The sequence below is a fragment of the Methylobacterium crusticola genome, from assembly GCF_003574465.1.
Classification (GTDB): domain Bacteria; phylum Pseudomonadota; class Alphaproteobacteria; order Rhizobiales; family Beijerinckiaceae; genus Methylobacterium; species Methylobacterium crusticola.
This window is the reverse complement of sequence record NZ_QOWC01000156.1, coordinates 1-20113: the sequence shown is the minus strand read 5'-3', so window position 1 is coordinate 20113 and position 20113 is coordinate 1. Positions and strand designations below refer to the sequence as shown.

The window sequence follows — 20113 nt, the reverse complement described above, 5'->3', positions numbered from 1 at the left end:
GGAGATCTTCGAGATCGCCACGAAGCTCTACAAGAAAAGCCGCTGAGCCAGGGCCCACCGTCCACGGCGCGAGGCGGCCTCGTCCGGCGCCGCGGGCGGCGCGCCGGGGATAGAACCCTCAGGGCCGGGCCGGCGCGGCGGGACCGCCCTGCCCGGCGCGGAAATCCCGGGGCGTCCGCCCGGTCTTGCGCTTGAAGAAGCGGGAGAAGTAGGCGGCGTCGCGGAAGCCGAGCGCGTGGCTGATCTCGCCGACCGGCATGGTCGTGTACATCAGCCAGCGCTGGGCCTCGACGAGGATCCGCCGCTGGATCAGCATCTTGGGCGGCTGGCCGAAGCGGCGCTGGCAGGCCGCGAGCAGGCGGTCCTCCGTCACGGCGAGGCGGCGGGCGTAGGCCGAGACCGGCTCGGCGCTGCGGAAGCGCTGCTCGACCAGGTGCTGGAAGCGGGCGATCAGCTCGGCCTCCACGGGCGCCGCGGCGGCGTCCCGCCCCTCGGCCTCGGCGATGCGGGCGGCCGCCACCAGGATGCGGATCAGCTCGGCCTCGATGGCGCGCATCCGGGCCGGCGCCGACCACAGGAATTCCCGCGACAGGGCCTCGAAGGCGGCGGACAGGCCCGCGACGGCCTTCGCGTCGAGGGCGTTGACGCAGCGCGCCCGCCCCAGCAGCGGGACGATCGCCGGGTCGCCCCTGGCCACCTCCGCCGCCATGCTGTCGGCCACGGTCACGACCCACCCGTCCGTGCCGGCCGCGAAGTCGAAGGCGTGGGCCGCCCCGGCCGGCACGATCAGGAGGGCCGGGTGCGCGATGGGCAGGCGCTCCGCCTCGGCCCGCATCACCCCGCCCCCCGTCGTGACGAGCAGGATTTGGTGCAAGTCCGCGTGGGCGTGCGGGGCGATGGTCCACTCGTGCCGGCCACTGCGCAGGCGGATCGGCTCGACGTGCAGGAAGCGCGCCTCGACGCTCTGAACCGGCTCCCCGTAGAGGAAGTAGCGCTCGATCGGCAGTCTGGCGGAGGCGTCGTTCATGGGCCGGCGGGGTCGCGCGGGGCGGAGGCGTTCGCGGGAAAAGTGCAAGCGTTCGCGGCTTCTGTCCATTGTGCCGCGGACCGCCGGCGCGCACCTTCGGGTCATCGGCCTGCCCCGCCTCGACGGGGCGGTCCCTGGGAGGAACGGCGGCGGGAAACGCCCCCGGGGCCCGCGCGACCGCGCCGGCCCCGCCGCAGGCCCGACGGAGGAGACACCATGGCAGCCCAAGCGGCCCGCGAACCCGCGGCCGGCGATCTCGCCTGCGACGTGCTCGTCGTCGGCTCCGGCGCGGGCGGCCTCTCGACCGCGATCACGGCCCGCAAGCACGGCCTCGACGTCATCGTGATCGAGAAGGAGCCGTTCTTCGGCGGCACCACGGCCTACTCGGGCGGCGTCCTGTGGATCCCCGGGAACCCGCACGCCGCGCGGGCCGGCATCCGCGACACCCGCGAGGCCGCCCGGACCTACCTGCGGAACGAGGCCGGCAACGCCTTCGACGAGGAGGCGATCGACGCCTTCCTCGACCAGGGCCCGCGCATGGTGGAGTTCTTCGAGCGCGAGACCGCGGTCAAGTTCGTGCTCTCGGGCTACCCCGACTACCACCCGGACGTGGAGGGCGGGGCGAAGGCCGGCCGCTCGGTCACGGCGGCGCCGTTCGACGCCCGCGAGCTCGGGCGCGAGATCGCCCGCCTGCGGCCGCCGCTCGAGACCATCACGTTCATCGGCATGATGTTCAACTCCTCGAACGAGGACCTGAAGCACTTCTTCAAGGCGACGCGCTCCCTGACCTCGGCGGCCTACGTGGCGCGGCGGCTGGCGAGCCACGTCAAGGACTTGGCGATCCACCGGCGGGGCGTGAAGGTCACGAGCGGCAACGCCCTGGCGGCGCGCCTCGCCAAGACCGCCTTCGACCTCGGCATCCCGATCCGCACCGGCACGGCGGCCGAGACCCTGAGCGTGACGGACGGCACGGTGACGGGGGCCGTGGTGCGCGACGCGCAGGGGCGGCGCCGGATCACCGCGCAGCGGGCCGTCGTCCTGGCCTGCGGCGGCTTCCCGCACGACGCCGCGCGGGTGGCGCAGGCCTACCCGCACGTCGCCCGGGGCGGCGAGCACCTCTCGCCGACGCCCGCGGGCAACACCGGCGACGGCATCCGCCTGGCGGAGGCGGCGGGCGGGAGGTTCGAGGTCCGCTTCCCCAACGCCGCGGCCTGGATGCCGGTCTCGCGGGTGCCGCTGGCCAGGGGCCGGACGGGCGTGTTCCCCCACCTCGTCGACCGCTACAAGCCCGGGGTCGTCGCGGTGAACCGGCACGGGCGCCGCTTCACCAACGAGGCGAACTCCTACCACGACACCGGCGCGGCGATGATCCGCGACGGCGAAGGCGGGGGCGAGACCGCGGCCTGGCTGATCTGCGACCACGCCACCATCCGCAAGTACGGCCTCGGCTACGCCAAGCCGGCGCCGGTGCCGGTCGGCCTCTACACGCGCAGCGGCTACCTCCGGACCGGCCGGACCCTGGCCGCGCTGGCGCGGGCCGCCGGCATCGACCCGGCGGGCCTCGAGGCGACCGTGGCGGCCTTCAACGTCGGCGCCGAGCGCGGCGAGGACCCGGCCTTCGGGCGGGGCACGACGGCCTTCAACCGCTTCCTCGGGGATCCCGACCACGGGCCGAACCCCAACGTCGCGCCGATCCGCCGGGGGCCCTACTACGCTTTGAAGCTCGTCATGGGGGATCTCGGCACCTTCGACGGGCTGCGCACGGACACGGTCGGGCGGGTGCTCGGGTCGGACGCGCGGGCGATCCCGGGGCTCTACGCGGTGGGCAACGACCGGGCCAGCATCATGGGCGGGAACTACCCGGGCGCCGGCATCACCCTCGGGCCGATCATGACCTTCGGCTACATCACCGGCCGCCACCTCGCGGGCGCCGCCGCCTGAGGGCCGGCCGGCGGACGCGGCCTGCGCCGCCCGCGCCGCCCGGGCACGAACCACCACGACAGGGAGGACACGCCATGATCCTTGACCGCCGCGCCTTCGTGCGCTCGGGCCTCGCCGGGCTCGCCATGATGCCCGCGACGCTGACGCGCGCGCAGGCCGCCAGCACGATCCGCATCGGGGTGATCACCGACATGTCGGGGGTCTACCGCGACGTCTCGGGGCCGACCACCGTCGCCTGCGCGCAGGCGGCGGCCGACGAGTTCATGGCCCAGAACCCCGACATCCGGGTCGAGATCCTCGCGGCCGACCACCAGAACAAGCCCGACGTCGGCCTCACCATCATCCGCCAGTGGTTCGACCGCGGCGGCGTCGACGTGATCGAGAACGTCGGCAACAGCTCGATCGCGCTCGGGGCCCGCGGCATCATCGAGGACAAGCGGAAGGCGGCGCTCATCACCACGGCGGGAAGCTCGGACCTGACCGGCCGGAGCTGCAGCCCGAACTGGGTGCACTGGTCGTGGGATTCCTGGTGCCTCGCGCACTCGACCGCGACCTCGCTCGTCCGCGTCGGCGGCGACAGGTGGTTCTTCGTCACCGCCGACTACGCCTTCGGCCACGCCGCCGAGGGGGACGCCGCGAAGTTCGTCAAGGCGGCGGGCGGCCGGGTGCTGGGCTCGGTGCGCTACCCCCTCGGCAGCACCTCGGACTTCTCGTCCTTCCTGCTCCAGGCCCAGAGCAGCGGCGCCAACGTGGTGGCGTTCGCCAATTCCGGCAGCGAGCTGATCTCCTGCCTCAAGCAGGCGCAGGAATTCGGCATCGAGGCCGGCGGCGTCCGGCTCGCCGCGATGGTGGGCTACGTCACCGACGTCGTCGGCATGGGCCTGCCGGTGGCCAAGGGCCTGTCGCTGACCGAGACCTTCTACTGGGACCTGAACGACCGCACCCGGAGCTTCATGGGCCGGATCAAGCCCCGGCTCGCGGCCGGCGCCATCCCGAACATGAGCCAGGCCGGCGACTACGCGAGCGTGCTGCACTACCTCAAGGCCGTGAAGGAGCTCGGTGTCGCCCGCGCCAGGGCCGACGGCCGCGCGGTGGTGGAGATGATGAAGCGGATGCCGACCGACGACGACGCCTTCGGCCCGGGCAGCATCCGGGAGGACGGCCGCAAGATCCATCCGGCCTACCTGTTCGAGGTGAAGAGGCCCGAGGAGAGCCGGGGGCCGGGCGACGTCTACAAGCTCGTCTCGACCATGACGGCCGCGGAGGCCTTCCGGCCGATCGCCGAGGGCGCCTGCGACCTCAGCCGCACCTGAGGCCGCAGGCGCTCCGCCGGCGGCGCGGGCGGCCGAGCGCGCCCGCGGCCCCGTGTGGCCCGACACGCCAACCCGACGGGAGATCCCCCATGCCCTCCGACAGCGCCATCGTGGACCTTCGCACCTACACCATCCGCCTGCGCGGCATGGCGGAGTTCCTCGACGTGTTCGACCGGCTCGCGATGCCGGTCCAGCTCAAGTACCTGGGTGCCCCGCTCGGGCTCTACACGAGCGCGGTCGGCCCCCTGAACCAGGTCGTCCACCTCTGGGGCTTCGACGACATGGGCCAGTTCGAGGCCCGGCACGCCGCGCGGGACAAGGATCCCGACTGGCCGGCCTACCTCCAGGCCTCCGCGCACCTCATCACCGCGCAGGAGAACCGGCTGATCCGGCGGGTCAACCTCGCCGCCCTGGCCGGCCTCCCGGCCGCCCTGGCCGGCCTCCCGGCCGCCTTGGCCGGCCTCCCGGCCGGCCGCTGAGGCTCCGCCCCCGCCTCTCCTCCCCACCTCCGCCCCCCTGCCCGCAACGAGGCCGCCCGGCGATGACCGAACCCCGCCCCGACTGGCTGAACCTGCGGGACCGCGTCTGCGTCGTGACCGGCGCCGGCGGCGGGCTCGGCCGGGCCATCGCCCTCGGCTTCGCCGGGGCGGGCGCCCGCCTCGTCCTCCTCGACCGCCGGCAGGAGGCGATGGCGGGGACGCGCGCGGCGCTCGCGGGCCTCGGCGCGCAGGTCGTGTCGCTCGCCTGCGACGTCGCCGACCCGGGGAGCGTCGAGGCGGCGGCCGAGGGCGCCCGGGCGCTCGGGCCCTGCGCGGTGCTCGTCAACAACGCGGCGCTCCTGCGGCCCGGCCCCCTCGAGACCCTGCCCCTCGCCGAGTGGAACGCGCTCGTCTCGGTGAACCTCACCGGCTACTTCCTGTGCGCCCAGGTATTCGGGCGGCAGATGCGGGAGCGGGGCGGCGGCGCGATCGTCCACGTCGCGTCAATCGCCGGCAGTCACCCGCAGGGCTTCAGCGGCGCCTACAGCGTCGGCAAGGCCGGGATCGTGATGCTGTCGCGCCAGCTCGCCACCGAGTGGGGCCCGGCCGGCATCCGCAGCAACGTGGTGAGCCCGGGGCTCGTGGTCACGCCGCTGAGCCAGCCCTTCTACGACGCCCCCGGCGTGCGGGCACGGCGCAGCGCCGCGGTGCCGCTCGGCCGGATCGGCGCGCCCGAGGACATCCGCGACGCCGTCCTGTTCCTGGCGAGCGACCGCGCCGGGTACGTCAGCGGCGACGAGATCACGGTCGACGGCGGCTTCAGCCGCGTCCTCATGAACCTGATCCCGCGGCCCGGCTACGACGCCGGCCCCGCCGACCCGCCGTCGTGACCGAACCCGGAGCGCAGCGCCATGACCCTCACGCAAACGAGCCCGGTCGCCCTCGTCACGGGGGCCGCCGACGGGATCGGCTGGGCGATCGCCCGGCGCTTCGCGCAGGCGGGCTGCCGCGTCGTGCTGGCCGACCTCGACGGCGGGCGGGCCGCCGACCGGGCGGCGTCCCTCGGGCCGGGCCACGGCGCGCTCCAGGTCGACGTGGCCGAGGAGGCGGCGACGGTCGCCATGGTGGCGGCGGCCCTCGCCCGCACGGGGCGGCTCGACATCCTGGTCAACAACGCCGGCATCGGCGACAGCCACCGGCCGACCCTGGAGCAGGACGTCGCGAGCTTCGACCGCATCCTGCGGGTCCACCTCGACGGCACCTTCGTGGCCTCCCGCGAGGCGGCCCGGGCCATGGCGGGGCGGGGCGGGGCCATCCTGAACCTGAGCTCGATCGCCGGGATCACCGGCCTGCCGCGGCGCAACGCCTACGGTGCCGCCAAGGCCGGCATCATCGCCCTGACGAGGAGCATGGCCTGCGAGTGGGCGGGGTCGGGCATCCGCGTCAACGCCGTCGCCCCGGGCTACGTCGGCACGGCCCTCGTGGCCGGGCTCGAGGCGGCCGGACGCCTCGACCGCGCCCGCCTGGAGCGCCGGATCCCGCTCGGGCGTCTCGCCGAGCCGGCCGAGATCGCCGAGGCCGCCTGGTTCCTGTGCTCGCCGGCGGCCTCCTACGTCACGGGCGCGGTGCTGAGCGTCGACGGCGGCTGGAGCGCCTTCGGGGATGCCGGGGCGGCCTCCGGCGAGGCGTAGAGCGGGGGCGGCGCGCCCCGCAGTCCGGCGCCCGGCGCCAGCAGGTGCGCGCGTCAACTGCGGGTACACTTGTCAGAAGCGCCGTTGCCGTGCTTGTCTCGCCCGTCTTGATTGCCGAGAGACTCGATGAAAGTAGGCGATACTCCCGAACTGACGGGCGATGTCACGACCCTCAAGAGCAGCGGGCTCTTCAACGCGGAAAACATCGAGAGGATGATCGGCTACGGCACCGGACGGCTGGCCAAGGGCTACTTCGTCCTGGTGCTGAAGGACCGCCTCACGGAGGACGACTTCGAGTTCGGCGGCACCACCCTCCGGTCGGGCGGGCGCGAGGGCCTGCCCGCCGCGAGCGCGGCGGCCGACAAGGCGCGGGTGCGCGTGCACGACCGGATCCTGCGGGAGCGCGGTCCGGCCGGCTACCGGATGCTCCAGAAGGGCGCCCTCGTCTCGGTGACGCCGACCGGGGAGGACCGGATCGTCAAGATCCTGCCGGCGATCCGCCACGCGGACGACCTGCCGCCCAACGTCCAGTACCCGATGGGCGGCGGCGGCCTGCAATGGAACGTCACGAAGGCGCGGAAATTCCTCGTCGCGGCCAGCGTCGACGCGACGGGCCACGCCGTCTGGCCGGGGGGCGCCGCCGATATCGGCCTCGGAAGCCCGGGCACCAGCGCGAGGGTGGACGCCCGCGCGCAGCTCAGGCGCTACATCCAGGGCGCCTGAGGCCCCGCCGGCGCGTCCCGGACCGCGGGCGCTCCTCGCGCGTTGCCCCCCGGGCCGGCCGCGCGCCCCCTGAGCCGACGAGGGTGCCATGAACGCCGCCATCGACCCGATCACCCGGTCGGTCATCCAGCATCGCCTCGGCGCCATCGCGGTCGAGATGGGCGAGTCGATGCTGCGCACCTCCTACTCGCAGATCCTGAACTCGAGCCGGGACTTCTCCGTGGCGATCTGCGACGTGCAGGCCCGGCTCGTCGCCCAGGCCGACCACATCCCGGTCCATGTCGGCGCCCTGCCCTGGGCGGTGCGGGCGGTGGAGGCCCGCTTCGCCGAGGTCGCGCCCGGCGACGTCGTCCTGCTCAACGATCCCGACCACGGCGGCAGCCACCTGCCCGACCTGACCGTCTTCGTGCCGGTCTTCGGCGGCGGGACCCGCCGGTTCTGGACCGTGGTGCGCGCCCACCAGAGCGACATCGGCGGCAGCACCCACGGCGCCTACAACCCGCGCGCCACCGAGATCTGGCAGGAGGGCCTGCGGATCCCGCCGCTCAAGCTCTACGAGGCCGGACGCCTGCGCGACGACCTGCTCGACATGCTGGCCCTCAATACCCGCAACGGCCGCGACTTCCGCGGCGACCTCGCGGCGACCGTCGGGGCGGCGCACCTGGGCGAGCGTCGCATGCGGGCGCTGTTCGGCGAGTTCGGCGGCCCCGTCGTCGCCGAGGCGGTCGAGGAGATCTTCGCGGCCGCCGAGCAGCAGACCCGCGCCATCGTGTCGACCTGGGCGGACGGGGTCTTCCGCGGCGAGGCCGTCCTCGACGACGACGGGCACGGGCGCGAGGACATCCGCATCGTCGCGACGGTGACGAAGCGCGGCAGCGACGTCGAGGTCGACCTGTCCGCCTCGGACCCGCAGACGACGAGCTTCGTGAACTCCTCCCACGCCAACATGCAGGCGGCGGTCGTGATGGCGTTCGCCTACCTGATCGATCCCGACATCCCGAAGAACGCCGGCGCGCTGCGGCCCCTCACGGTGGTGGCGAGGCCCGGCACCATCGTGTGGGCGGAGTCGGGCCGCCCCGTGACCCTGTGCACGAGCCATCCCTCGAACGAGATCGTCGAGGCGGTGGTGAAGGCGCTCGCCCAGTCGTGCCCCGACCGGGCCATGGCCGGCTGGGGGCGGCGCTTCCGCATCAGCCTCCAGGGCGAGGATCCCCGCAACGGCCGCCGCTTCATCTGGCACCTGTTCCACGCCCGGCCCGGCGGCGGGGCCTCGCCGGGCGGCGACGGCTGGTCGTCCATCGGCGAGTGGCACTCGGTCGGCGGGCTGAAGTTCGGCAGCGTCGAGGTGGCCGAGGTGCGCTTCCCCCTCCACTTCCGCACGCACGAGTTCCTGCCCGGGACCGGCGGCGACGGACGCCACCGGGGCGGCGTGGGCGTCGCGCTCGACCTCGTGGTCGAGACGGACGGCCCGGCCCTCGCCAACACGGCGGGCGACGGGGCCCGCCACGGCGCCTGCGGGCTGCTCGGCGGGAAGGACGGCGCGCCGCACGATTACCGCCTCGTCCCGGCCGGCCGCCCGGAGCGGACCCTGCGCACCAAGGAGGCCGGGATCGAGGTCGGGCCCGGCGACCTGTTCCGGATCCGCTCCGGGGGCGGGGGCGGCTGGGGCCCGCCGGAGGAGCGCGCGCCCGAGGCGCGGGCGCGCGACCGGCTCGAGGGGCTCGTGGCCGACGATGCCCCGGCCGCCGACGGGGCGCGGTGAGATGGGCCCGCTTCGCATCGGGATCGACGTCGGCGGCACCTTCACGGACCTCGTCGCCGTCGACGACGACGGCCGCGCGATCTTCGCCAAGTCGCCCTCGACGCCGGCCGACCAGTCGCTCGGCGTGATGGCGGGGCTCTCGGACCTCGCCGCGCGCCTGGGCGCGACCCTGCCGGCGATGCTCGCGCGCACCGGGCGCATCGTGCACGGCACCACCGTGGCGACGAACGCGCTCCTGGAGCGCAAGGGGGCCAGGGTCGCGCTGCTGACCACGCAGGGCCACCGCGACGTCCTGGAGATGCGCGAGGGGCTGAAGGGCGACCGCTACGACCTGCGCTCGCCGCCGCCCCGCCCCCTGGTGCCGCGGCAGCGCCGCTTCGGCATCCGCGAGCGCCTGCGTCCCGACGGCTCGGTGCTGACGCCCCTCGACGCGGCCTCCCTCGAGGCGGCGGTCGCGGCGGTGGCGACGTCGGGCGCGGAATCCGTCGCGGTCTGCTACCTGCACGCCTACCGCAACCCGGCCCACGAGATTGCCACCGTCGAGGCGCTGCGGCGCGCGCTCCCGGACGTGTTCGTCTCGCGCTCCAGCGACGTCCTGCCCCAGATCAAGGAGTACGAGCGCGTCTCCACGACGGTGGTCAACGCCTACGTGGGACCGGCGGTCCGCCTGTACCTGACGAACCTGGAGCGGCGCCTGTCGGAGGCGGGGCTCGCCGGGAGCCTGTTCATCATCCTGTCGCACGGCGGCATGGCGCCCGTCGAGGAGGCCTGGCGGCTCGCCGCCGCGACCGTGCTGTCGGGCCCCGCCGGCGGCATTGCGGGCGCGCGGCGCTGCGCGCAGCTCCTCGGGATCCCCGACCTCGTGCCGTTCGACATGGGCGGCACCTCGACCGACATCTCGCTGATCGCCGGCGGGGCCGCGGCCCTGTCGGCGGAGCGGGGGCTCGCGGGCGAGCGCATCGCGCTGCGCAGCCTCGACATCGCCAGCATCGCGGCGGGCGGCGGCTCCGTGGCCTGGATCGATTCCGGCGGCACGCTCCGCGTCGGCCCGGAGAGCGCCGGGGCGGTGCCGGGGCCGGCCTGCTACGGGCGGGGCGGCGAGGCCGCCGCCGTCACGGACGCCAACCTCGTCCTCGGCTACCTCGACGCGGCGCGCTTCGCGGGCGGGCGCCACCCCCTCGACCGCCCCGCCGCGGAGGCCGCCATCGACCGCCTCGGCGAGCGGCTCGGCCTCGGCCGCGACGCGACCGCGGCCGGGATCCACCGGCTCATCAACCTCAAGATGGCCGACGGCATCCGCCTGATGACGCTGCGGCGCGGGGTCGACCCGCGCCGCTCGGCCCTGCTCAGCTTCGGCGGCGCGGCCGGCCTGCACGCGGTCGAGGTGGCGCGCGAGCTCGAGATCGCGCGGGTGATCGTCCCGACCGTCGCCTCGGTGCTGTCGGCCTGGGGCATGCTGGCGAGCGACCTGCGCTACGAGGTCAGCCGCACGCATATCGGCGAGGCGGGCGCCCTCGACGACGCGCGCCTGCGGGCGATCTTCGCCGGGCTGGAGGCCGCCGCCGCCGCGCGCCTGGGATCGTGGTTCGACGGGCCGATCCGGATCGAGCGCTCGGCCGAGATGCGCTACGGCGAGCAGATCTTCGAGATCGACGTGCCGCTCGACGACGTCGCCTGGGAGGCGCCGGGGCTGTCCGGGCGCGTCCACGAGGCCTTCCACCGCCGGCACGAGGCCCTCTACACCTACGCCTCGCGCGACCAGGAGGTCGTGTTCGTCAACGCCCGGGCGGCGGCGGTCGGCGCGGTGGCGCCGCACGGGGAGGCGGCCCCCGCCGGCAGCCCGGTGCGGGCGGGCGCCGGAAGCCGGCGCCGGGCGTTCCTCGGATCCTGGCGGGAGGTGCCGGTCCACCCGGTCGAGGCGCTCTCCCCCGGCGCCGTCCACGAGGGGCCGGCGATCTTCGAGGCCGACACCACCACGGTGCTGATCGGCGAGGGCGACCGGGCGCGCGTGAACGCGCTCGGCTGGCTCGATATCCGCTTGCGGGACGCGCCCGGGGCGCCGCCCGCCTGAGGACGCGCGCGGCTCCGGGCCCGTCCGTCGGGCCGGGGCGCGGGCGTGCGGTTCCGGCGCAGGTCCGGACGGAAGACGCGGGGATCCCTCCCGGGTCGCAGCGAGAGGAACGCGACGATGAAGGCTTCGAGACTGGCCGGCCTGCTCACCCTCGGGCTGATGGCGACCGGGGCCCGCGCCGAGATCGTGGTCGGCGTCGTCGTGCCCCGCACCGGGCCGGTGGCCGGGATCGGCGACCAGGTCCTCAACGGCGTCAACGCCGCCGCCCGGGACATCAACGCCCGCGGCGGCGTGAACGGGGAGGCGATCAGGCTCGAGGTCCAGGACGACGCCTGCGACCCCAAGCAGGCGGTCTCGGTCGCCAACCGCATCGCGCAGGGCCGCACCCGCCTCGTCGTCGGGCACGTCTGCTCGGGGGCCTCGATCGTGGCCTCCGACGTCTACGCCGAGAACGGGATCGTGATGGTGTCGCCGGCGTCGAACAGCGCCAAGCTGACCGAGCGCGGGCTCGCCGGCATCTTCCGGGTCTGCGGGCGCGACGACCAGCAGGGACAGCTCTCGGCCGCGATCATCGCCGAGCGCTTCCCGGGCCGGAAGGTCGCGATCCTGCACGACGGCGCCCCCTTCGGGCGCGGCCTCGCGGACGCGACGAAGCAGAGCCTGAACGGGCGCGGCGTCGCCGAGGCGCTCTTCACCGGCATCACCCCCGGCGAGCGCGACTACACCGCCGTCATCACCCGGCTGAAATCGGCCGGCATCGAGGTGGTCTACTACGGCGGCTACCACCAGGAGATGGGCACGCTGGTGCGCCAGGCCGCCGAGCAGGCCTACAAGGCGCAGTGGATCGGCACCTCGGGCATCGCCACCAAGGAGTTCGCCGCCATCGCGGGCCCGGCGAGCGACGGCGTGCTGATGACCTTCAACCCCGATCCCCGCCGGCACGCGCAGGCGCGCGCGGTGGTGGAGGCGTTCAAGGCCCGCGGCACCGAGCCGGAGGGGTTCACGCTCTACGGCTACACCGCCCTCCAGGTGATCGCCGGGGCCGCGGACGCGGCCCGCTCGCCCGACCCCAAGCGGGTCGAGGCGAGCCTGAAGGGCGCCCCGATCGACACCATCCTGGGTCGCGTCGGCTTCGACCAGAAGGGCGACATCACGGCGCCCGGCTACGTCGTCTACGCCTGGAAGGGCGGCACCTTCGAGCAGGAGCCCTGAGCCGCCCGGGCGCGCCGCGCGCCGCCCGCCGGGGCCCGGCCCGCGCCGGGCGCGTCGGCCCCGGCCCAGCGCGACCCGCAGCTTGTCGGCGGGCTCCTCGCGCGGGCAGGGCTTGCCGGGGAGCGGCAGGTCGGGCGGGATGCTCTCGTCGTCCAGGGCCGAGCCGGCACAGCCCGAGGTGAGCAGGGTCCTGAGGCCCGGCCGCAGGTCTCGAGCCTCGAGCTTCGAGCGAGGGCTGCACGCCGTCCATGCCGCCCGGCATCACCCCGTCCGGGAACAGGATGGCGATGCGGTTGGCCCCCCGTGCCCGCGCGAGCGCGACGCGAGGCCCGGCCGGCGGTGGGGGTCCGGCAGCCGGGGTCGGAGGCTCGCCACGGCCGTCCCCGGCACCGCCGGCTCGTCCCCGGCCACGAGCGCCACCTCGCCGGCGGCGGCGCCGCGGCCTCCGGCCGGCACGCCGTCCCGGCGGAGCGCGGCAGGAAGATCGCGCTCGTCGTCCGGACCTGGCCCCCGGCCTGCCGCACGAAGCCGTGGACCTGGCTGAGCCCGGGCCCCCGCCAGCGGCCGGCCGTTGACAGGGTCGGCGAAATACATGCATATACCACTAAATCGCCCGCCCGGGCGGGCGGCCGGAGGGCCGCCGCGGCGCCGCGCGGGAGCGCGCCCCGGCAGCCGGCCGGCGCGACGCGAGGGGGCCGCTCGCGACGGGCCGTCCTTGCCAAGGCCGACACCATCGAGGAGAGCGCCGATGCGCAGCCTGACGATCAACGGGGAGACGCACGAGGTCGACGTCGAGGGCGACACGCCGCTCCTGTTCGTCCTGCGCGACACGGTCGGCCTGACGGGCACGAAGTACGGCTGCGGCATCGGCCAGTGCGGCGCCTGCACGGTGCTCCTCGACGGGCAGGCGATCCGCTCGTGCCAGATGCCGGTCGACAGCGTCGACGCGGCGCGGATCACCACCATCGAGGCGATCGAGCGCGATCCGGTCGGCGCCAAGGTCGTGGCGGCCTGGGTCGGGGTCCAGGTGCCGCAATGCGGCTACTGCCAGTCGGGCCAGGTCATGGCCGCGACCGCGCTGCTGAAGGAGACCCCGAAGCCCACGGACGAGGCCATCGCGGCCGCGATGACGAATCTCTGCCGCTGCGGCACCTACAACGCCATCGCGGCCGCCGTGCGGCAGGCCGCCGCCTGAGGAACCCCGCGCCATGCACGATCTCCTCCCCACGGCCCCGGCGGGCGGCCCCGCGCGAGCGGATGCGCCGGTGCGCAACCTGTCCCGGCGCGGCATCCTGGCGGCCGCGGGCGGCGCCCTGCTGCTCGGCGTCGGCGTGCCCGTCGATCCGGCCCGGGCGCAGTCCCGGGCGGAGGGCGCGGGCGCCATCGCGCCCAAGCCCGGCACCCGCGTCACCGCCTTCCTGGAGATCCGCCCCGACGACACAGTGCGCCTCCTCAGCCCCTTCGTGGAGGGCGGCCAGGGCATCAGCACGGGCATCGCCCAGACGGTCGGCGAGGAGCTCGACCTCGATCCGTCCCGGTTCGCCGTCGCGTGCGCCCCGCCCGGGCCCGACTACGCCGTCGTCAACGGCCTGCGGCTGACCGGGGGCAGCTTCTCGACGCGATCGAGCTTCGCCGCCATGCGGCGGCTCGGCGCCACCGCGCGCGAGATGCTGCTGCGGGCCGCCGCCGCCCGGCTCGGCGTCCCGCAGGCGCAGCTCGCGACCGAGAACGGGCGCGTCGTGCACGCCGCCTCCGGCCGCTCGCTCGGCTACGGCGCCCTGGCCGAGGCGGCGCTCGCCCTCGAGCCGCGCGAGGACGTGCCGCTGCGCGAGCCCGACCGCTTCCGCTACATCGGCAAGCCGGTGAGCCGCCTCGACGTCCGCGACAAGTCCACCGGGCGCGCGACCTACGCCATCGACCTCAAGGTCGAGGGCATGCTGCACGCCGCGGTGCGCCACGCGCCGCATCTCGGCACCGAGCCCGAGCGCCTCGCCAACGAGGCGGCGGTCGCGGGGATGCCGGGCGTGCACGGCGTGCACCGGCTGCCGGGCGCCGTCGCGGTGACGGCCGACAGCTGGTGGCGCGCGCGCCGGGCCGTCGAGGCGCTGGAGGTGGCCTGGTCGGCGCCGGCCGCCGAGGGGATCGCCACCGTCTCGGCCGGGTTCTCCTCCGGTGCCATGCTGGCGGCCCTGAAGGGCGCCCGGGGGACGCCCCTCGTGGCCGAGCAGGAGGGCGACGTGGCGGCGGCCTTCGCGGGGGCCGCGACGGTGATCGAGGCGGAGTACGACGCGCCCTACCTCGCCCACGCCCAGCTCGAGCCCCCCTCCTCCATCGCCCGCTTCGAGCGCGACGGCACGCTCGACCTCTGGGTGCCGAACCAGATGCCGGAGCTGTTCCAGTCCGTGGCCGCCAAGGTCGCGGGCGTGCAGCCGGACGGCGTGCGCATCCACTCGCCGATGCTCGGCGGCTTCTTCGGGCGCCACTTCTACTACGGGCCCGCCACGCCGTTCCCGCAGGCGATCCTGCTCGCCAGGGCCACGGGCCGGCCCGTGCGGGTCCTGTGGTCGCGCGAGGAAGAATTCGCCAGCGACGCCGTGCGCCCCCTCGGCTTCGCGCGCTTTCGCGCCGGCCTCGACGGGACCGGGATGCCGGTGGCGCTCCAGGCCGCCGCGGTCGGCGAGGGCCCGATCGGCCGCTGGTTCGGCGCCATCTTCAAGCAGCCCGTCGACAGCTCCGTGATCGAGGGCCTCGACAAGAAACCCTACGCGATCCCGAACCGCCGGCTCGACTACGTGCGGGTGCCCCATCCGGTGACGATCGCCTTCTGGCGCTCGGTCGGGCACTCGATGAACGACTACTTCTACGAGAGCTTCCTCGACGAGATCGCGCAGGCCGGCGGGCAGGACCCCTTCGCCCTGCGCATGGCGCTCCTGAAGGACAGCCCGCGCCACCGCACGCTGCTCCAGGCCGCCGCCGACCTTGCCGGCGGCTGGCGGCGCGGCCCCTTCGCGGCCCCGGACGGCTCGCGGCGGGCACGGGGCGTCTCGATGGCCTCGCCCTTCGGCTCGGAGACCGCGACCATCGCGGAGGTCGCGCTGCAGGACGGCGAGGCGCGGGTGCACGACCTCTGGATCGCCATCGATCCGGGCAGCGTGGTGAACCCGGCCATCGTCGCCCGCCAGGTGGAGAGCGCGGCCGCCCTCGGGGTCTCGGCGACGCTCCTGGAGCAGGTGGTCTACGAGGGCGGCGAGCGCCAGGCGCGGAACTTCGACGCCTACCCGATCCTCGACCGCGGGCGGATGCCGCGGGTCCACGTCCGGATCGTCGCGAGCGGGGCGCCCATGGGGGGCATCGGCGAGCCGGGCCTGCCCGGCGTGCCGCCCGCCATCGTGAACGCGGTCGCGGCCCTCACCGGCCAGCGGATCCGCAGCCTCCCCTTGAGCAAGGAGCGCCTCTCGGGCGCCTGACCACCCCGCGGATCGCGGCCGGCGGTCCGGCCCGGCGACGCCGCCGCGAAGGCCGGCCGCGGCGGCCGATCCTGGCGACCGGCATCCGATCGGGCCCCGCCCGACGACACCCGGAGGCACGCATGTCCGGAGATCCTGTTCGGTCCGCCCCGTCCGCCGGCGCGGCCCGCGGCGCGCTCGGCGCGGCGGGCCGCGCGCTGAGGCGGCTGTGGCGCTCCCCCGGGAGCGCGCGCGAGCGCACCCCGATCGACCGCGAGGTGGAACGGCTCATCGCCCGGACGGGCGGGAAATTCACCGACAGCCTGGAGGTCGAGGTGGCGCGCCGGATGCGCGTCGCGGGAGGCGGGCGGGCGCTCTGACCGAGGCCCCCGGCCCGGGGACGCCGGCCGCAGGCGGGGGGCCTGGGCGCGGCCGCGCGCGTCGTCGTCGCGCGGAGCTCGACGATTTGCCCACCGTGGCGCGGCGGATTACACGCTTCGATCGGTACCCCCGGTCAGTCTCGTAGTCGGCCTGCCTCATGAGTGACCCCGAAGGCGTTCCGCCCGGCGCGAGCGACAACCGGCACCTGCGTGCCTCGCTGGCGCGGCGCGAGGCGGAGCTGGCGCGGGTCCACCAGATCGCCGGGGTGGGTGGGCTCGAGGTCGACCTTCGGGCGGGCTTCAGGAACCGGCGCTCGCCGGAATACCTGCGCATCCACGGCCTTCCGCCGGAGGCGGCGCAGGAGACGCACGAGGACTGGGTCCGGCGCATCCATCCCGACGACCGCGACGCGATCGTCCGGCACTTCGTCGCGGCCGTGGAGGGCGGCGCGCGCGACTACCGGGCCGAGTACCGCATCGTGCGGCCGAGCGACGGGCAGGTCCGGTGGATCGCCGCCGTGGCCGAGATCGAGCGCGACGAGACCGGGGTGCCGACGCGCCTCATCGGCGCGCATCGCGACGTCACCGAGCGCAAATGCGCCGAGATCGCCCTGCGCGAGAGCGAGGTGCAGAAGCGCCTGGCGCTCGAGGCCGCGCAGCTCGGGATCTGGGAGTTCCGGCCGGTCACCGGGGCGCTGATCTGGGATGCCCGCTGCAAGGCGCTGTTCGGCCTGCCCCCGGACGCGCCCGTCGCCTACGCCACCTTCCTGGCGGGGTGCCACCCCGACGACCGCGCGCGCATGGACGCGGCGGTCGCCGCCGCCACCGACCCGTCCGGGAGCGGCCGCGTCGTCGAGGAGTACCGGACGATCGGGCTCGCCGACGGCGTCGAGCGCTGGATCGTCACGCAGGGCCAGGCCACCTTCGAGGCCGGCCTCTGCGTGCGGTTCATCGGCGTGGTCATGGACATCACCGACCGCAAGCGTGCCGAGGCCGCGCTGCGCGAGAGCCGGGACCGGCTCGACGTCGAGCGGCACGCCCTCGAGGTCCTCAACCGGACCGGGACGCGGATCGCGGCCGAGCTCGACCTCGGCCGGCTGGTCCAGACGGTCGTGGACGCGGGCGTCGAGCTGACCTCGGCGAGGTTCGGCGCCTTCTTCTACAACACCGCCGACGAGCAGGGGGGCAAGTACATGCTCTACGCCCTGTCGGGGGCGGAGCGGAGCGCCTTCGAGGCGCTCGGCATGCCCCGGGCGACGGCGGTGTTCGCGCCGACCTTCCGGGGCGAGGGCGTGGTCCGCTCCAACGACATCCTGCGCGATCCCCGCTACGGCCGGAACGCGCCCCATGCCGGCATGCCGCGGGGCCACCTGGCGGTGCGCAGCTACCTCGCGGTGCCGGTCGTGTCCCGCTCGGGGGATGTGATCGGCGGCCTGTTCTTCGGCCATCCCGAGCCCGACGTGTTCGACGCCCGGGTCGAGGCCATGATGACGGGCCTCGCCGCGCAGGCGGCGATCGGCATCGACAACGCCCGCCTGTTCCAGGTCACCCAGCAGGCGAACGCGACGCTGGAGCAGCGGGTCGAGGCGCGCACCGCCGAGCTCCAGCGGACCGAGGAGGCGCTCCGCCAGGCCCAGAAGATGGAGGCGGTGGGCCAGCTCACCGGCGGCATCGCGCACGACTTCAACAACCTCCTCACGGGCATCTCGGGCAGCCTCGAGCTGCTCCAGACTCGGATGGGCCAGGGCCGCCTCGCCGACGTCGACCGCTACGTCGCCGCCGCGCAGGGCGCGGCCAAGCGCGCGGCCGCCCTGACCCACCGGCTCCTCGCCTTCTCGCGGCGCCAGACGCTCGATCCACGGACCACCGACGTGAACCGCCTCGTCGCCGGCATGGAGGAGCTCATCCGGCGCACGGTCGGCCCCGCCATCGCGGTCGAGGTCGTCGGCGCCCCGGACCTCTGGCCGGCCCTCGTCGATCCCAACCAGCTCGAGAACGCGCTCCTGAACCTCTGCATCAACGCCCGCGACGCCATGCCGGACGGGGGGCGCATGACGGTCGAGACGGCCAACCGCCGCCTCGACGCCCACGCGGCGCGGATGAGCGAGCTGCCCCCGGGCCCGTACCTGTCGCTCTGCGTGACCGACACCGGCACCGGGATGACGCCCGAGGTGATCGCCCGGGCCTTCGATCCCTTCTTCACCACCAAGCCCACCGGGCAGGGCACCGGCCTCGGCCTCTCGATGATCTACGGCTTCGCGCGGCAATCCGGCGGGCAGGTGCGGATCACCTCGGAGGTCGGACGGGGCACCACGGTCTGCATCGTCCTGCCGCGCCACGACGGCGAGGCCGAGGACGCCGACCCGGCCCTCGTTTCCGCGGGCGCGCCGCGGGCCGGGCAGGGCGAGACCGTGCTCGTCGTGGACGACGAGCCGACCGTGCGCATGCTGGTCGCCGAGGTGCTGGAGGGGCTCGGCTACACGGCCATCGAGGCGGCCGACAGCCTCGCCGGCATGAAGCTGCTGCAATCCGACGCGCGCATCGACCTGCTCATCACCGATGTCGGCCTGCCGGGCGGGATGAACGGCCGCCAGATGGCGGATGCGGCCCGGATCGGGCGGCCGGACCTGAGGGTGCTGTTCATCACCGGCTACGCCGAGAACGCCGCCGTCGGCAACGGCCACCTCGGGCCCGGCATGCAGGTCCTGACGAAGCCCTTCGTGATGGACGCGCTGGCAAGCCGCATCAAGGACCTGCTCGCCCGCACGGAGCCGGCCCGGGCCTGAGGGCGAGGGGACGCGAGGCCGGGCGCGCAGGGTCGGGTGCACGAGGCCGGGTGCACGACGCGTGGAGCAGGATTGCGGCCGGCGCCGGGTGCGCCCTTTGCGCCCGCGGGCCGGGCGGCCCCGGCGAGATCGGCTGGCGCGCCAGGGGCTTGCGGCGGATGCGGCGCCCGGCGCGGGGCGGCAGACTCTTCCTTCCCTCATCGGCCAGCCGCAGAGGATCGCCTCCTGTCGAACGACGTTCGAAGAGCATTTTGTTACGAATGTCATGAAACTGTAATACAAAACCTTCGAGCCTTCGTCGTATTCCCGCGCCGCGTCGGGTTTTCTTCCACGATGTGCGCCAACGCACCTCGCAATCACCGATCAATACATAGTTGACCGGTCAGGCGGCCGACGAAGATCTGGATGGCCGCGCATTGCAGTGAGATGCACGATGACGAAGACGATCCTGCTCCTGGCCGGGACGATGGCGCTCGCCGCGACGACGGCCTCCGCGCAGACCGCCAGGGAGAACTTCAGCTACAAGGCCCCGTCCGGGATGTTCAGCGAGGGCACCACGAAGTGGGAGATGTACCGCTTCATGAACGAGGATGCGGAGCGGCGGTCGGCGCCGGCCCCGGTCCTGGCGGCGCCTCCCGGCGCCGCGGCGGGCCGGTACACCGTCGCGCCGGCGCCAGGGCAGCGCAGCGGCCGCTGACCTCCCGCGCACGCGGACGCCTCGCGGGCGGCCTTCCCGGGAAGGAGGAGGGCCGGCCCCGCGCGCGGTGCTCGTCGCGCGGCGGCGGCGCCCGCGCCTCACCCTGAGACGCGCCCGGCCCGGACAGCAGCGCCGGGCGCGCCCCCGCGGCGCCCGCGTGCGATCGCGACCGATCTCAGATTAACCATACTGTTGCCCAATAAATGCCGATCGAGGTTGGCCCTTTGCTGCACTGAGAATTGTGCCGGCACGGTGCTGTGCTCGCCGCTCGCTCGTGCGGGCCGGCGAGGACGGAGCAATGACCAGCGGGCATCCGTCCGGAGACAAGCAACTGGCTGGCGTCTACATGGCACACGAATCCCTGTCGTCGGGCGACCTCGCCGCCCGCGCCCACCCTGCCGGCACCCGCGGCCGCGTTCCGCTGGCGGTCGCGGCCGCCACCCTGGGCGTCGCCCTGGGCGGGCTCTGGTGGGCGAACGAGGGGCCGACCGCCCCGGCGGGCGCCCGCCGGGCCTCGGCGGCCCTCGCGCCGGCGCCGGCCGGGGGACCCGGCCCCGTGCAGGACCCGCTCCCGGCCGAGGGGCC

The 20113-nt window shown here is 74.9% G+C and carries 16 protein-coding genes; 15 read left to right on the top strand and 1 reads right to left on the bottom strand.

Annotation, left to right across the window (positions count from 1 at the left end):
* Positions 1-118: 118 nt before the first annotated feature.
* Positions 119-1027, bottom strand: coding sequence for a helix-turn-helix domain-containing protein (locus DT057_RS27385; protein ID WP_162501524.1), 909 nt, complete (start codon positions 1025-1027; stop codon positions 119-121).
* A gap of 216 nt (positions 1028-1243) precedes the next feature.
* Here DT057_RS27385 and DT057_RS27380 point away from each other — a divergent pair, with 216 nt between their 5' ends.
* The 15 genes from DT057_RS27380 to DT057_RS27310 all read left to right on the top strand — a co-directional run.
* Complete coding sequence (locus tag DT057_RS27380) at positions 1244-2968, top strand: FAD-dependent oxidoreductase (RefSeq protein ID WP_128565257.1); 1725 nt, start codon at positions 1244-1246, stop codon at positions 2966-2968.
* A gap of 74 nt (positions 2969-3042) precedes the next feature.
* Positions 3043-4281: an ABC transporter substrate-binding protein gene (locus tag DT057_RS27375; RefSeq protein WP_128565256.1), complete on the top strand. Its 1239-nt coding sequence runs from the start codon at positions 3043-3045 to the stop codon at positions 4279-4281.
* An 89-nt stretch (positions 4282-4370) separates the two neighbouring features.
* Positions 4371-4760 (top strand): NIPSNAP family protein, encoded by a 390-nt coding sequence (locus DT057_RS27370; protein WP_128565255.1) that lies wholly within the window; start codon positions 4371-4373, stop codon positions 4758-4760.
* A 62-nt stretch (positions 4761-4822) separates the two neighbouring features.
* Positions 4823-5650, top strand: a complete 828-nt coding sequence (locus DT057_RS27365; RefSeq protein ID WP_128565254.1) for an SDR family NAD(P)-dependent oxidoreductase — start codon at positions 4823-4825, stop codon at positions 5648-5650.
* Positions 5651-5671: 21 nt separating this feature from the next.
* The gene (locus tag DT057_RS27360; RefSeq protein WP_128565253.1) at positions 5672-6451 is read left to right on the top strand and encodes an SDR family oxidoreductase; all 780 of its coding nucleotides are present in this window, start codon (positions 5672-5674) and stop codon (positions 6449-6451) included.
* 126 nt (positions 6452-6577) lie between these two features.
* Positions 6578-7174 (top strand): hypothetical protein, encoded by a 597-nt coding sequence (locus DT057_RS27355; protein ID WP_128565252.1) that lies wholly within the window; start codon positions 6578-6580, stop codon positions 7172-7174.
* A gap of 88 nt (positions 7175-7262) precedes the next feature.
* On the top strand, positions 7263-8936 hold the full coding sequence (locus DT057_RS27350; RefSeq protein ID WP_128565251.1) for a hydantoinase B/oxoprolinase family protein: 1674 nt from the start codon (positions 7263-7265) through the stop codon (positions 8934-8936).
* Between the two features lies 1 nt (position 8937).
* A complete protein-coding gene (locus DT057_RS27345; RefSeq protein WP_128565250.1) occupies positions 8938-11007 on the top strand; it encodes a hydantoinase/oxoprolinase family protein in 2070 nt (689 codons plus the stop codon).
* Positions 11008-11124: 117 nt separating this feature from the next.
* Complete coding sequence (locus DT057_RS27340; RefSeq protein ID WP_128565249.1) at positions 11125-12219, top strand: branched-chain amino acid ABC transporter substrate-binding protein; 1095 nt, start codon at positions 11125-11127, stop codon at positions 12217-12219.
* Between the two features lie 748 nt (positions 12220-12967).
* Positions 12968-13414: a (2Fe-2S)-binding protein gene (locus DT057_RS27335; protein ID WP_128565248.1), complete on the top strand. Its 447-nt coding sequence runs from the start codon at positions 12968-12970 to the stop codon at positions 13412-13414.
* A 13-nt stretch (positions 13415-13427) separates the two neighbouring features.
* Positions 13428-15686, top strand: coding sequence for a xanthine dehydrogenase family protein molybdopterin-binding subunit (locus DT057_RS27330; protein WP_128565247.1), 2259 nt, complete (start codon positions 13428-13430; stop codon positions 15684-15686).
* A gap of 122 nt (positions 15687-15808) precedes the next feature.
* The gene (locus DT057_RS27325; protein ID WP_128565246.1) at positions 15809-16045 is read left to right on the top strand and encodes a hypothetical protein; all 237 of its coding nucleotides are present in this window, start codon (positions 15809-15811) and stop codon (positions 16043-16045) included.
* A 158-nt stretch (positions 16046-16203) separates the two neighbouring features.
* Positions 16204-18831 (top strand): PAS domain-containing protein, encoded by a 2628-nt coding sequence (locus DT057_RS27320; RefSeq protein ID WP_128565245.1) that lies wholly within the window; start codon positions 16204-16206, stop codon positions 18829-18831.
* 433 nt (positions 18832-19264) lie between these two features.
* Positions 19265-19528, top strand: coding sequence for a hypothetical protein (locus DT057_RS27315; RefSeq protein WP_128565244.1), 264 nt, complete (start codon positions 19265-19267; stop codon positions 19526-19528).
* Between the two features lie 346 nt (positions 19529-19874).
* A partial coding sequence (locus DT057_RS27310) for a hypothetical protein (RefSeq protein ID WP_420870333.1) occupies positions 19875-20113 on the top strand: 239 nt, incomplete at its 3' end.